This window comes from Streptomyces sp. NPDC028298 (assembly GCF_055565895.1).
The window spans coordinates 1,022,761-1,037,114 of record NZ_JBVHTL010000002.1; the positions used below are offsets into that span (position 1 = coordinate 1,022,761).

A 14,354-nucleotide genomic window follows, 5' to 3' on the forward strand; every position below is an offset into this window, starting at 1 on the left:
GAAAGCCCGAGGTCAGAGCCGTCTCATGGCTCCGGCAACCCCCCTCAGACCGCCGTCTGCGCCTCGATCGTCTCCCAGGCCCCCGGCAGGGCTGCCTCGGCGGCCGCCGCCCGCTGCTCCTCGCGGCCGTAGAGCACCCCGTACGTGAACGAGCTCTCCCCCGCCGCGTGGGCCAGGCCGGCCAGTTCCCGCAGGGCCTCCCGGGTCATCACGCTGTCCTGGTGGTCGCCGAGGAGGCTCTGGAGCGACTTCATCGACTTGACCAGGCCGGCGGCGGGCCCGCCGAGGGCCGGGGCCGCGGCCTCGGCGGCGTAGCGGGTGCGCTTGGCCTTCTTCCGGGCCTCGTGCATGGCGTGGTCGCGGTCGGCGCCCGGCGGCCGGTCCAGGGCCTGCTCGACGAGTTCGGAGACCTTTCCGAAGTCCTTGCGGACGGCCTTGGCGATCACCTTCGCCGGGTCGCCGGCGGCCGCCTTGAGCAGCGGCGGGTCGGTCACGAGCGCGTCGAGCGCGGTCAGCAGCGCCAGGTACCGCTTCCCGTCCAGGACGGCGATCAGGCGGCGCCGCGAGCCGCCGTGGCGGGCGTGCGCCCAGGTGCGCAGCCGGGTGCGGACCGGTCCGGAGAGCAGGGTGCGGGGCAGTTGGGCGAGGGACTCGGTGAGCCGCTCGGTGAGGACCTCCTGGTCGCGGTCGACGCCGAGCTCGCCGGCCAGCCACTTCAGCTCGTCGCCGATCGGGTCGGTGACGGCGCGGTCGAGGATCTTCCCGTACGAGCGGAAGGTGCTGCGCATCCGTCGGGTGGCGACGCGCATGCTGTGCACGGAGTCGGGGAGGTCGCGGCGCACGGCGGGGTCGAGTTCGACGATGGCGTCGTACTGGGCGCGGAGGTAGGCGAGGACGTGGTCGCCGGCGGTGGCCGGGTCCTTGCGGGCGGCGGGCTTCTTGGCGCGTTTGCCGGTCGTGTCGAGCGCCCTGGCGAGTTTGGAGGAGGCGGCGGAGCGGCTGAGGCCGGCCTTGCGGAGCTTCTTCTCGACCTTGTCGAGGAAGGCGGGGTCGCCGTCGTCGGCGAGTTCCACCTCGAGCTCGGTCCACGCGGCGCTGCCCTTGCCGCCGCCGAGCCGGTCCGCGCGGACGCGGTCGAGGCTGACCTCGGCGAGCAGGGCGCCGGAGTCGTCGACGAGGTGGCGGATGTCACGGGCGGAGCGCAGGCGTACGAGGGGGACGAGTTCGGCGTCGCGTACGCGGGAGCGGACGAGTCCGGCGATGGCGCGGGGCACGGTGTCGGAGAGGGGGGCCTGGATCTCGTCGCGCACGCCCTCGGAGACGGGGAGTTTCAGGTGCCAGCCGGCGTCGTCCCCGCCGGTGCGGCGGCGCAGGGTCAGGGAGTCGGCGGCGAGACGCTGGTCGGGCGTGTCGTAGTAGGTGGCGTCAAGTTCGGCGACACCTTTGTCGAGGACGCCCGCGACACCGGGGACGCCGGTCAGGTCGGGCATGTCGGTGCCGCCCTCGGCGGCCGGACCTTCGTACTTACGCTCGATCTCGCGCTTCGTGTCCGCCATGAACCGAATCTAGACGCGTTTGCGGGCCGTGGGCAGTACCCAATCGGCCCTGGCTTGGCCGGAGCGCGCTTTTCACCGTTGGCCCGGGTGTCACCTCGTGTTCTCCGAGGCGCCACCCGGTGTCCGGCCGGCGGGCCCGCCGCCGGCCCCACCGCGTCGCTCCGCCGGGCCTGCCGGCCAAGCCCCGGCCTCGCTGCGCCGGGCCGGTCGGCGCGAGACCCCCCGCATTGCTCCGCCGGGCCTGTCGGCCAGGCCCCGGCCTCGCTCCGCCGGGGCCGGGCAGACGGGAACGGTCAGACCGGCCCTAGGCCGACATCGGGCGCTGCACCCTGATCGACTGCAGGAGGCCGATCGCGACCCAGACCGCGAACATGGAAGATCCTCCATAGGACACGAACGGCAGGGGCAGACCGGCGACCGGCATGATCCCGAGGGTCATGCCGATGTTCTCGAAGGACTGGAACGCGAACCAGGCGATGATCCCGGCGGCGACGATCGTGCCGTAGAGCTCGGTCGTCTCGCGGGCGATGCGGCAGGCGCGCCACAGGATGATGCCGAGGAGCAGCAGGATCAGGCCCGCGCCCACGAAGCCCAGTTCCTCGCCCGCGACGGTGAAGACGAAGTCCGTCTGCTGTTCGGGGACGAACTGGCCGGTCGTCTGCGAGCCGTGGCCGAGGCCGGTGCCGAAGAGGCCGCCGGAACCGATGGCGATACGGGCCTGGTTGGTGTTGTAGCCGACGCCCGCCGGGTCGAGGTCGGGGTTGGCGAAGGCCGCGAAGCGGTTGATCTGGTACTCGTCGAGGACGTGCAGCCGCCAGGCGGCGACCGCGCCGAGGGCGCCCGCGCCGATGAGGCCGAACACCCAGCGGTTGGAGGCGCCGGAGGAGAGCAGCACGCCGAGCACGATGACGACGGCGACCATGATCGTGCCGAGGTCGGGCATGAGCAGCACGATCAGCATCGGGACGGCGGCGAGACCCAGTGCCTGGACCACGGTGCGGTGGTCGGGGTACTGCTTGTCGCCCGCGTCGACCCGTGTGGCCAGCAACATGGCCATGCCCAGGATGATCGTGATCTTGATGAACTCGGCGGGCTGGAGCGACAGTCCGCCGGCGACGAGCCAGTTGCGCTGGCCGTTGATGGTCGCGCCGAGCGGGGTCAGCACCAGCAGGATCATGAAGACCGAGATCCCGTACAGGATCGGCACGGCCGTGCGCAGGGTGCGGTGGCCGAGCCAGATCGTGCCGATCATCAGGCCGAAGCCGATGCCGGTGTTCATCATGTGGCGGAGCAGGAAGTAGTACGGGTCGCCCTGGTTGATCTCGGTGCGGTTGCGGGTCGCCGAGTAGACGAGGGCCGAGCCGATCGCCGAGAGCGCGACGGCCGACAGCAGTATCGGCCAGTCGAGCCTTCGGGCGATCGAGTCGCGGGCGAGCAGGCGGGTCCAGCCCGCGCGCTCGGGTCCGTACCGGGAGACGGAGAAGTTGTTGGCTCCGGTCATGTCAGGATCCTCAGTGCCTTGGTCGCCGCCCTCGTCATGTCGGGATCCTCTTCCCCCGCCCCTTCGGCGGGCGGGCCGTTCGCCTTCGGGTGACACGGTTGCCGCCGGTGGGCGAGGCCGTGGTGCCGGCGGGCAGGTTCGGGTCGGGGGTGGCGTCCTTGGGTGCCTGGCTGGCCTGCTGGTCCTTGGCCGGGTCCTTGGAGATGCGGCCGGACTCGATCGTGCCGTCGGTCTGGACCTTCGGCAGACCCTTCTGCGGGGTCGGCAGGAGGCCGTTCTTCTTGTTGATGGTGCCGTCGGCGGAGACGCCGTAGAGCGCGTTGTAGATCTTGCGGACGGCCTCACCGGACGCTCCCGAACCCGTACCGGCCTGGGAGATCGTCATGATGATCGAGTAGTCCTTGGAGTACGTGGCGAGCCAGGACGTCGTCTGCTTGCCGTAGACCTCCGCGGTACCGGTCTTGGCGTGCAGCGGGATCTTGTCCTGCGGCCAGCCGCCGAACTTCCAGGCCGCGGTACCGCGGGTGACGACGCCCGCGAAGGCCTCGTTCATGCCCTTGAGCGTCGCCTTGCTGACCGGCAGCTTGCCGTTGACCTTCGGCTTGATCTCCTGGACGGTCCTGCCGTCGGCGCTGACGATCGCCTTGCCGATGGTCGGCTCGTACAGGGTGCCGCCATTGGAGACCGCGGAGTAGATGGCGGCTTCCTGGATGGGGGTGACGAGGGTGTCACCCTGGCCGATGGAGTAGTTGATCGAGTCGCCCTCGCGCATCTTGTTGCCCTCGAGGCAGTTCTCGTACTCGATCCGCTGGACGTAGGTGCCGTTCTTCTTGCCCGTCTTGCACCAGGCGTCCTTGTTGGCCTTCCAGTAGTTCAGCTTCCAGTCGCGGTCCGGGACCCGGCCGGTGACCTCGTTGGGGAGGTCGATGCCGGTCGTCTGGCCCAGTCCGAACTGGTGGGCGGTCTTGTAGAAGTAGTCCTTGGGCTTCTTCTTCGGGTTGATGCCGCCGTCCTTCTTCCACTCGTTGTCGGCGAGTCCGTAGAAGACGGTGTCGCAGGAGACCTCCAGCGCCCGGCCCAGGGAGATCGGGCCGAAGCTCTCTCCCTCGAAGTTCTTGAAGACCTGGCTGCCGACGGAGTACGAGCTGGTGCACGGGTAGTGCCCGTCGAAGGCGTATCCGGCCTGGACCGCGGCGGCGGTGGAGACCACCTTGAACGTCGAACCGGGCGCCGACTGACCCTGTATGGCGCGGTTCAGCAGCGGGTAGTTGGACTTCTTGCCGGTGAGGGCGGTGTAGTCCTTGCCGGAGATGCCGCCGACCCAGGCGTTCGGGTCGTACGTCGGGGCGGACGCCATCGCGACGACGCGGCCGGTCTTGGCCTCCATGACGACGACGGCGCCGGAGTCGGCCTTGTAGTTCTCGCCGGTGATCTTGTCGAACTGGGTCCGGGCGACCTTCATCGCGTAGTCCAGCTCGTACTCGGCGACGCGCTGGACGCGGGCGTCGATGCTGGTGACGAGGTTGGCGCCGGGTTCGGCCTTGTCGCTCTTGGCCTTGCCGATGACGCGGCCGAGGTTGTCGACCTCGTAGCGGGTGACGCCGGCCTTGCCGCGCAGGGCCTTGTCGTACTGGCGCTCCAGGCCGGAGCGGCCGACCTGGTCGGAGCGCAGGTAGGGCGAGTCGGTGTCCTTGGCCTTGGTGATCTCGTCGTCGGTGACGGGCGAGAGGTAGCCGAGGACCTGCGCGGTGTTGGCCTTGCCGGGGGCCGCGTAACGGCGCACGGCCTCCGGCTCGGCGGTGATGCCGGGGAAGTCCTCGGAGCGCTCGCGGATCTGCAGGGCCTGGCGCGGGGTGGCCTTGTCGGTGATCGGGATCGGCTGGTAGGGCGAGCCGTTCCAGCACGGCTGCGGCGTCTTGGCGTCGCAGAGGCGGACCTTCTGGATGACGTCCTGGGGCTTGAGGCCGAGCACGCCGGCGAGTTTGGTGAGGACGGCCTTGCCGTCGTCCGCCATCTTCATCAGGTCCGTGCGCGAGGCGGAGACCACGAGGCGGGTCTCGTTGTCGGCGATCGGCACACCGCGCGCGTCGAGGATCGAGCCGCGCACGGCGGGCTGGACGACCTGCTGGACGTGGTTGCCGGAGGCTTCCTTGGCGTACTCGTTGCCGTTGCGGATCTGGAGGAACCAGAGGCGTCCGCCGAGGGTGCCGAGAAGGGAGAGTACGAGAATCTGGATGACGACGAGCCGGATCTGGACCCGTGGGGTCCGGCCGGTCTCCGGGATGTTGGTCACTGCTGCCTCCCCCTCTCAGTGTGTGTACGAGTCATACGAGTACACGGCGAACCTGTGCGTGGTGACACCGCGGCTGGTCAAGTCCCGTGACGTCCGGGACGCTTGGGCCGGCCGGCGGACGGGCCGCGTCGCTGTCGTCACAGCCGCTTGACCCCCTTGATGCGTCCGGCGCGGGCGACTCGCGCCTTCGCCGCCTTCACGCGCAGTCCGCCGCGCTGACTGCCGATGCGCAGGCCGGTGCCGGAGGACAGCCAGCCCGAGGAGACGTCGGCCGCCTTGGAGGCCGAACCGCCGTCGGCGAGCGGATCGTTCTCGGCCCGCCGGGCCAGCCACATCAGCACCGGCACGACGAAGGGCGCGAGCAGCAGGTCGTAGAGCGCGGCCGTGATGAGCAGGCTGCTGAGCCCGACATGGCGGGCGGCGGTGTCGCCGACGAGGGCGCCGACGCCCGCGTAGAGCACGGTGGAGCCGATCGCGGCGGCGACGACCACGACCATCGGGCCGGTGGCCGATTTGAGTCTGCCGTTCTCGGGCTTGGCGAGGCCGGCGAGATAGCCGACGACGCAGAGCACGAGGGCGTAGCGTCCGGCGGCGTGGTCGGCGGGCGGGGCGAGGTCGGAGAGCAGACCCGCGCCGAAGCCGATGAGCGCGCCGCCGACATGGCCGTAGACCAGGGCGAGCGCGAGCACGGTCAGCAGCACCAGGTCGGGGACGGCGCCCGGGAGATGGAGTCGGGCGAGAACGCTCACCTGGATCACCAGGGCGACGACCACCAGGGTGACGGAGAGCAGCATCCTGTTGAAACGCATGGGATTCGGCTCCTCCTGCTTACTGCTGCTGGCCGAGGTCGGTGGCGCTGGCCGAGGGCGTGACCGTCACGGTCACGGTCGGCGTGGGCGTCGGTCTGGGTTTCGGGGGCAGCACGGTGTCGCGCGGGTCGCTCTTGGGTGCCGCGACGACCACGCCGACGATGTCGAGCTTGGTGAACGACACGAACGGCGTCACGTAGATCGTGCGGGTGAGGTCGCCGCCGGAGGGGTCGACCCGGGAGACGACGCCGACGGGGACGCCCGGCACGAACGGCTTGTCGGACTGCGATCCGAAGGTGACCAGCCGGTCGCCCTTCTTGATCTTCGCCTTGGCGTTGAGGAGCTCGACGCGCAGCGGGCGGTCGCCCTGCCCGGAGGCGAAGCCGAGTTCGTCGGTGGACTCCATGCGGGTGCCGACGGTGAAGTCGGGGTCGTTGGCGAGGAGCACCGTCGCGGTGTCGGGGCCGACGGTGGTGACCCGGCCGACCAGTCCGTCGCCGTTCAGGACGGTCATGTCGCGCTGGATGCCGTCGTTGGCGCCGACGTCGATGGTGACGGTCCAGGAGAAGCCCTGGGCCGCCCCTATGGCGATCACTTCGGCGCCCTTGATGCCGTACTGGCCCTCGCCCGCCACCTTGATCATCTTGTCGAGCTGCTTCAGGCGGCTGCGGTTGCGGTCGTCGCTGCCGAGCTTCGCCTTCAACGCCGCGTTGTCGTGCTCCAGTTGGGCGATGCGGCTGTGCCGGTCACCCGAGTCGCGGACCGCGGAGATCGCGTTGCCGACGGGGTCGACCGCGGACGACACTCCGTTCTCGATCGGGCCGAAGACCGTCGCGGCGGCCTGGCGGGCGCCGTCGACCGGTGAGTCCTGCCCGCCGCGGATGTCCACCGTGATCAGTGCGAACGCGATGGCGATCAGCAGCACCAGGAGCAGCCGGCTCTCTCGTGTGTCCCTCACGTGCGGCGGCCGTGCCTTCCTCGTCGTATTGGGTCAACAGGGGCGCGCCCTGGGCGAAAAGGATGCCCACGGTGCGATGAGGCTGGGGTGGGGGTGGTGAGACGGGGTGGCTGTTACGGGGGAGGTTTTGACTCTTATGTCGCAGGAGTTTATGCCTCCATACCAACGATCCGCCGCACGAGAAGGGGTGATCTCGTACGGCGGAATCGAAGTGTTACGTCATCTGCGGGGCTGGGCGTCCAGAACCTGCTGGAGCGCCTCGAACTCCTCGACACACTTGCCCGACCCGAGCGCCACGCTGTCGAGCGGGTCCTCGGCGATGTGGATCGGCATGCCGGTCTCGCGGCGCAGCCGCTCGTCCAGGCCGCGCAGCAGGGCCCCGCCGCCGGTGAGGACGATGCCCCGGTCCATCACGTCGCCGGAGAGCTCGGGCGGACACTTGTCGAGCGTCGTCTTCACGGCGTCGACGATCGCGTTGACCGGCTCTTCGACGGCCTTGCGGACCTCCGCGGCGGAGATGACGACCGTCTTGGGCAGACCGGAGACCAGGTCCCGGCCGCGGATTTCGGTGTGCTCGTCAGTGTCGAGGTCGTACGCGGATCCGATCGTGATCTTGATCTGCTCGGCCGTCCGCTCACCCAGAAGGAGGCTGTACTCCTTCTTGATGTACTGGATGATCGCGTTGTCCAGCTCGTCACCCGCGACGCGGATGGACTGGGCGGTGACGATGCCGCCGAGCGAGATGACCGCGACCTCCGTGGTGCCGCCGCCGATGTCCACCACCATGTTGCCCGTGGCCTCGTGGACCGGCAGGCCGGCGCCGATGGCCGCGGCCATGGGCTCCTCGATGATGTGCACCTGTCGGGCGCCGGCCTGGGACGACGCCTCGATGACGGCACGGCGCTCGACGCCCGTGATGCCCGAGGGCACACAGACGACGACACGGGGGCGGGCGAGATAACGCCGCTTGTGGATCTTCAGGATGAAGTAGCGGAGCATGCGCTCGGTGATCTCGAAGTCGGCGATGACGCCGTCCTTCAGCGGGCGCACGGCAACGATGTTGCCCGGCGTCCGCCCGATCATCTTCTTGGCTTCCGCGCCCACCGCGAGGATCCCGCCGGTGTTGGTGTTGATCGCGACGACGGACGGCTCGTTGAGTACGATCCCTCGACCCCTGACGTACACCAGCGTGTTGGCGGTCCCGAGGTCGACAGCCATGTCACGGCCGATGAACGACATTGAGTTCCCCATCAGGATTCGTCTGGCCTTCCCAAAGCGAACGTTGACGGCTTTTTAGGGACGGCGCGAGGTTGGTGCAGCGACGTGAACGCTTCCATCGTAGACGCGCCTGCACGAACACTGCGCGAGGGTCTTGGCCATTGTCGGCAGATGGCGGAGCGACTCGCTTGTGGAGACGGGCCATCGGGGTCACGCGTTCCCCCGATCAGCGCGCATATGCCACGGGACGGCCTGATTTTTCAGGGCCGTCCCAGGTCAGACTGCCGCAGCCGTGCTGACACAGTCTCAGAAAATTCTTTGAAAATGTACGACTCCACGCGCTTCGGAGATCGTCCGGGCGGCCTCGGCGAGGCCGCCCGCCGCCTCGGGCGCGACCGTCCGTACGCCGGACGGTGACCGTCCGTGCGCGCGGACGCGGGCGCGGAGCCTTCGTCCGTACGCTCAGGCGCGGCCGGGGAAGAAGATCTTCACCTCGCGCTCGGCGGACTCCTCGGAGTCGGAGGCGTGGATCAGGTTCTCGCGCACGATCACGCCGTAGTCACCGCGGATGGAACCGGGGGCGGCGGCGATCGGGTCGGTCGGGCCGGCCAGGGCGCGCACACCCTCGATGACCCGCTCGCCCTCGACGATCAGGGCCACGACCGGACCGGAGGCCATGAACGCCACCAGCGGCTCGTAGAAGGGCTTGCCCTTGTGCTCGCCGTAGTGCTGCTCCAGCGTGTCCTGGTCCAGCGTCCGCAGCTCCAGCGCGGTGATCTGCCAGCCGGCCTTGCGCTCGATGCGGCTGATGATCTCGCCGGTCAGGCCGCGACGGACGGCGTCGGGCTTGAGAAGGACGAGGGTGCGCTGGCTCACGGGAAAGCTCCTTCGGGTCACACGGGTGCGGATGACCGAGGCTACAGGGCGTGTCCGGGTCGCTGTCACACAGCGTCAGGTGATACGGGCCCACGCCCGAGTCCGCTCCCGGACCCGCCCCGGGCCGGAACGGCCGGCCCCAGGGCGGGTTGCCACTCGGCTCGGCCGGGTTACTGCTACGCGACCCGGCCCCTGGGCCGGGTCGCCGCTCGGCTCGGCCGGACCTAGGCCGGGTTGCCGCTCGGCTCGGTCTGGGCCTGCGCGGCGAACCGGGCCTTGGCCTCGTCGATCTTCCGGCCGTAGTGGACCGAGGCCCACCACAGGGCGGCGAAGGCCACGCCCAGGATGTACATGGACGGCACGAAGAACCCGCCGGCGATCAGCAGGATCTGCAGCGCCCAGCCGAGCTGGACACCGCCGGGCCGCGTGATCATGCCGCACAGCAGCACGCTGAGCGCCATGAGGATCCCGCAGACCGTCCAGACCGTGGCCGTGGACAGATCGGGGTCCTTCATGGCGACGAGACCGGCGAAGCCGATGACCAAGAACTCGCTGATCAGCGTGGAAGCACAGAGCGTACGCACGAGAGTCAGCCCCTCCCCAGGAGCAGTCGGGCCTCGCCGACCGTGATGACGGAACCGGTGACCAGGACGCCGCCGCCCGCGTACTCGCCCTCTTCCTCGGCGAGCGTGATGGCGGCCTCCAGGGCGTCGTCGAGCCGCGGTTCGACCTGCACCCGGTCCTCGCCGAAGACCTCGACGGCGATCCCGGCGAGTTCGTCCGCGTCCATCGCGCGATGGCTGGAGTTCTGGGTGACGACGACCTCAGCGAAGATCGGCTCGAAGGCTTCGAGCACCCCGCGCACGTTCTTGTCGCCGCTCGCGCCGACGAGGCCGATGAGCCGGCTGAAGTCGAAGACCTCGCTCACGGCCTCGGCGGTGGCGCGGGCGCCCGCGGGGTTGTGCGCGGCGTCGAGCACCACGGTGGGCGAGCGGCGCACGATCTCCAGGCGGCCGGGCGAGGTGACCGAGGCGAACGCCTTGCGCACGGTGTCGATGTCGAGCCGCTGGGCGTGGGCCGAGCCGACACCGAAGAACGCCTCGACCGCGGCGAGCGCCACGGCGGCGTTGTGCGCCTGGTAGGCGCCGTGCAGCGGCAGGAAGACCTCTTCGTACTCGCCGCCGAGGCCGCGCAGCGTGAGGAGCTGCCCGCCGACCGCGATCTGCCGTGACACGACACCGAATTCGAGGCCCTCGCGGGCCACCGTCGCGTCGACCTCCACGGCCTTCTTCAGCAGCACCTGGGCCGCGTCGACCGGCTGCTGGGCGAGGATGACGGTGGCGTCCTGCTTGACGATGCCCGCCTTCTCGGTGGCGATCTCGGCGTGCGTCTCACCGAGGCGGTCGGTGTGGTCGAGGTCGATGGGGGTCACCACGGCGACGTCCCCGTCGATCACGTTCGTGGCGTCCCAGCTTCCGCCCATGCCGACCTCGACGACGGCGACGTCCACGGGCGCGTCCGCGAAGGCGGCGTACGCCATGCCGGTGAGCACCTCGAAGAAGGACAGCCGGTACTCCTGCTGCCCGTCGACCATCTCGACGTAGGGCTTGATGTCGTTGTACGTCTCCACGAAGCGCTCGGCGGGCAGCGGCGCCCCGTCCAGGCTGATGCGCTCGGTGATCGACTGCACGTGGGGGCTGGTGTAGCGGCCGGTGCGCAGGTCGAAGGCGCCGAGGAGGGCCTCGATCATGCGGGCGGTGGAGGTCTTGCCGTTGGTGCCCGTGATGTGGATCGAGGGGTACGCGCGCTGCGGCTCCCCGAGGACGTCCATCAGCGCGGCGATCCTGGCGACGGACGGCTCCAGCTTCGTCTCGCCCCAGCGGGTGGCGAGTTCGACCTCGACCTCGCGCAGCGCCTTGTCGACCTCGGGGTCCGAGGGACGCCCGGGTACGTCGGCCTGCGGGCCGCCGCCGCCCTGGGTGCGCAGGGTGCGGCTGCCGGCCTCGATCACGGCGAGGTCGGGGTCGCGCTCGGTCTCGTTCGCCACGATCTCGTCGAAGAGACCGTGCGGGTCGCGGTCCTGCGACTCGTCGGACGCGCTGCTGTCGTGCGGGGGGAGGTCACTCACGGGGCCAGTCTACGGAGGTGGCGGGGGTGTGGGGGCGTGTGGGGCCGCATGGGGGTTTTCGCCCCCTCCGCCCCTTCCCGTCCCGCCCCTGGGGGCTGCCGCCCCCAGACCCCCGATCCAGGGAATTCAGCCCCTCCGGCGATTGAGGAGCGGGGTCCGGGGCGGAGCCCCGGGTACGGGACGGGTAGGGGCGGAGGGGGCGAAGAAAGTCTGTCGTGTACGGCGGAAGGCCCCCGGAACTGGATGGTTCCGGGGGCCTTCATCTGCGTCGGGGCGGGCTACGCCTCGGGCAGGCGCTCCAGCTGGGTCTGGATGCGGGCGATGTCCTCGTCCGCCTTGGCGAGCCGCCCGCGGATCTTGTCCACGACGTTGTCCGGCGCCTTGGCGAGGAACGCCTCGTTGCCGAGCTTGGCGTTGGCCTGGGCCTTCTCCTTCTCGGCGGCGGCGAGGTCCTTGGCCAGACGCTTGCGCTCGGCGGCGACGTCGATCGTGCCCGACAGGTCGAGCGCGACCGTGGCACCCGCCACCGGCAGCGTCGCCGTGGCCGAGAAGCCCTCGCCCTCCGGCTGGAGCCGCAGGAGCTGGCGGATGGCCGCCTCGTGCGGGGCCAGCGCGGTCCCGTCGAGGGTCAGCCGGGCCGGGACCCGCTGGCCGGGCTGGAGGCCCTGGTCGGCGCGGAAGCGGCGGACCTCCGTGATGACCTGCTGGAGCTTCTCGATCTCCTGCTCGGCGGCGGTGTCACGGAAGCCGGAGTCGGTCGGCCACTCGGCGACGACGACCGACTCGCCGCCCGTGAGGGTGGTCCAGAGGGTCTCCGTGACGAACGGGACGATCGGGTGGAGGAGGCGGAGGGTGACGTCCAGGACCTCGCCGAGGACCCGGCCGGAGACCTTCGCCGGCTCGCCGCCCGCCATGAACGTCGTCTTGGACAGCTCGACGTACCAGTCGAAGACCTCGTCCCACGCGAAGTGGAACAGCGCGTCCGACAGCTTGGCGAACTGGAAGTCGTCGTACAGGGCGTCGACTTCGGCGACCGTGGCGTTCAGCCGGGACAGGATCCAGCGGTCGGTGGCCGACAGCTCCTCGGCGGCGGGGAGTTCGCCCTCGACCGTCGCGCCGTTCATGAGCGCGAAGCGGGTGGCGTTCCAGATCTTGTTGGCGAAGTTGCGCGAGCCCTGGACCCAGTCCTCGCCGATCGGGACGTCGACGCCCGGGTTGGCGCCGCGCGCGAGGGTGAACCGCAGCGCGTCGGAGCCGTACTTGTCCATCCAGTCCAGCGGGTTGACCGCGTTCCCGAAGGACTTGGACATCTTCTTGCCGAACTGGTCGCGGACCATGCCGTGCAGGGCGATGGTGTGGAACGGCGGGGTGCCGTCCATCGCGTACAGGCCGAACATCATCATCCGGGCGACCCAGAAGAAGAGGATGTCGTAGCCGGTGACCAGGACGGAGTTCGGGTAGAACTTCGCGAGGCTCTCGGTCTGTTCGGGCCAGCCGAGCGTGGAGAACGGCCACAGGCCGGAGGAGAACCAGGTGTCGAGGACGTCGGTGTCCTGGTGCCAGCCCTCGCCCGTGGGGGCCTCGTCGTCCGGGCCGACGCAGACGATCTCGCCGTTCGGGCCGTACCAGACCGGGATGCGGTGGCCCCACCACAACTGCCGCGAGATGCACCAGTCGTGGAGGTTGTCGACCCAGTCGAAGTACCGCTTCTCCATCTCCTGCGGATGGATCTTGACCCGGCCGTCGCGGACGGCGTCGCCCGCGGCCTTCGCGAGGGGGCCGACCTTGACCCACCACTGCATGGACAGGCGCGGCTCGATGGTGGTCTTGCAGCGCGAGCAGTGGCCGACGGAGTGGCTGTAGGGCCGCTTCTCGGCGACGATCCGGCCTTCGGCGCGCAGGGCGCCGACGATGGCGGAGCGTGCCTCCAGGCGGTCCAGGCCCTGGAAGGGGCCGGGGACCGTGATGACCGCGTGCTCGTCCATGACGGCGATGTTGGGCAGGTTGTGGCGCTGCCCGATCTCGAAGTCGTTCGGGTCGTGAGCGGGCGTCACCTTGACGGCGCCGGTGCCGAACTCGGGGTCGACGTGCTCGTCCGCGACGACCGGGATGGAGCGGTCGGTCAGCGGCAGCTTGATGAGCTTGCCGACAAGGTGCTTGTACCGCTCGTCCTCCGGGTGGACCGCGACGGCGGTGTCACCGAGCATCGTCTCGGCACGGGTGGTGGCGACGACGATCGCGTCGTCCCCGTCCCCGTACTTCATGGAGACCAGCTCGCCGTCGTCGTCCTGGTACTCGACCTCGATGTCGGAGATCGCGGTCAGACAGCGCGGGCACCAGTTGATGATGCGCTCGGCGCGGTAGATCAGCTCGTCGTCGTAGAGCTTCTTGAAGATGGTCTGGACGGACTGGGACAGGCCCTCGTCCATCGTGAAGCGCTCGCGCGACCAGGCGACACCGTCACCGAGACGGCGCATCTGGCCGGAGATCTGCCCGCCGGACTCGGCCTTCCACTGCCAGACGCGCTCGACGAACGCCTCCCGGCCGAGGTCGTGCCGCGACTTGCCCTCCTTGCCGAGCTCCCGCTCGACGACGTTCTGCGTGGCGATGCCGGCGTGGTCCATGCCGGGCTGCCACAGCGTCTCGAAGCCCTGCATGCGCTTGCGGCGCGTGAGGGCGTCGATGAGGGTGTGCTCGAAGGCGTGCCCGAGGTGCAGGCTGCCGGTGACGTTCGGCGGCGGGATGACCACCGTGAACGGAGGCTTGTCGCTCTTCGCGTCCGCCTCGAAGTAGCCGCGCTCTACCCAGCGCTCGTACAGCGGCCCCTCTACATCGGCCGGCGCGTACTGGGTCGGCAGTTCGGTGTTGGGCTCTGATGGCTGCTGCTGAGCGTTCTCGGTCACGGGATCAGTTTAGAGGCGTCACGCCCCGGTCCCGAAACGGGATTACTTCGTAACGGTGCACCCCCTGCGGACTTGACCGTCCGACCTGTGCGTCAGGATGTCAGGAACACAT

At 69.8% G+C, this 14,354-nt stretch carries 10 protein-coding genes; all 10 read right to left on the reverse strand.

All coding sequences use genetic code 11. The features are described 5' to 3' along the window. Window positions 1-44: 44 nt before the first annotated feature. Window positions 45-1,556, reverse strand: coding sequence for a CYTH and CHAD domain-containing protein (locus ACZ4TO_RS13025; RefSeq protein WP_382782532.1), 1,512 nt, complete (start codon window positions 1,554-1,556; stop codon window positions 45-47). Window positions 1,557-1,860: 304 nt separating this feature from the next. Beyond that, window positions 1,861-3,057 carry a rod shape-determining protein RodA gene (gene rodA, locus ACZ4TO_RS13030; RefSeq protein ID WP_382782535.1) on the reverse strand — a complete coding sequence of 399 codons (1,197 nt, stop codon included), beginning with the start codon at window positions 3,055-3,057 and terminating at the stop codon, window positions 1,861-1,863. 34 nt (window positions 3,058-3,091) lie between these two features. Beyond that, on the reverse strand, window positions 3,092-5,350 hold the full coding sequence (mrdA, locus tag ACZ4TO_RS13035; protein WP_382782538.1) for a penicillin-binding protein 2: 2,259 nt from the start codon (window positions 5,348-5,350) through the stop codon (window positions 3,092-3,094). 137 nt (window positions 5,351-5,487) lie between these two features. Further along, window positions 5,488-6,159, reverse strand: coding sequence for a rod shape-determining protein MreD (gene mreD, locus ACZ4TO_RS13040; RefSeq protein WP_382782540.1), 672 nt, complete (start codon window positions 6,157-6,159; stop codon window positions 5,488-5,490). A gap of 19 nt (window positions 6,160-6,178) precedes the next feature. Continuing rightward, entirely contained in the window at window positions 6,179-7,117 is a 939-nt protein-coding gene (gene mreC, locus ACZ4TO_RS13045) for a rod shape-determining protein MreC (RefSeq protein WP_382782543.1), read from the reverse strand. 219 nt (window positions 7,118-7,336) lie between these two features. Next, complete coding sequence (locus ACZ4TO_RS13050) at window positions 7,337-8,356, reverse strand: rod shape-determining protein (RefSeq protein WP_037618813.1); 1,020 nt, start codon at window positions 8,354-8,356, stop codon at window positions 7,337-7,339. A gap of 441 nt (window positions 8,357-8,797) precedes the next feature. Further along, window positions 8,798-9,211: a nucleoside-diphosphate kinase gene (ndk, locus tag ACZ4TO_RS13055; protein WP_045557536.1), complete on the reverse strand. Its 414-nt coding sequence runs from the start codon at window positions 9,209-9,211 to the stop codon at window positions 8,798-8,800. Between the two features lie 224 nt (window positions 9,212-9,435). After that, window positions 9,436-9,795 (reverse strand): DUF4233 domain-containing protein, encoded by a 360-nt coding sequence (locus ACZ4TO_RS13060; protein WP_468024174.1) that lies wholly within the window; start codon window positions 9,793-9,795, stop codon window positions 9,436-9,438. A 5-nt stretch (window positions 9,796-9,800) separates the two neighbouring features. Then, window positions 9,801-11,339: a bifunctional tetrahydrofolate synthase/dihydrofolate synthase gene (gene folC / locus ACZ4TO_RS13065; RefSeq protein WP_468024175.1), complete on the reverse strand. Its 1,539-nt coding sequence runs from the start codon at window positions 11,337-11,339 to the stop codon at window positions 9,801-9,803. Window positions 11,340-11,617: 278 nt separating this feature from the next. Continuing rightward, the gene (locus ACZ4TO_RS13070; RefSeq protein WP_382782553.1) at window positions 11,618-14,242 is read right to left on the reverse strand and encodes a valine--tRNA ligase; all 2,625 of its coding nucleotides are present in this window, start codon (window positions 14,240-14,242) and stop codon (window positions 11,618-11,620) included. Window positions 14,243-14,354 lie beyond the last annotated feature (112 nt).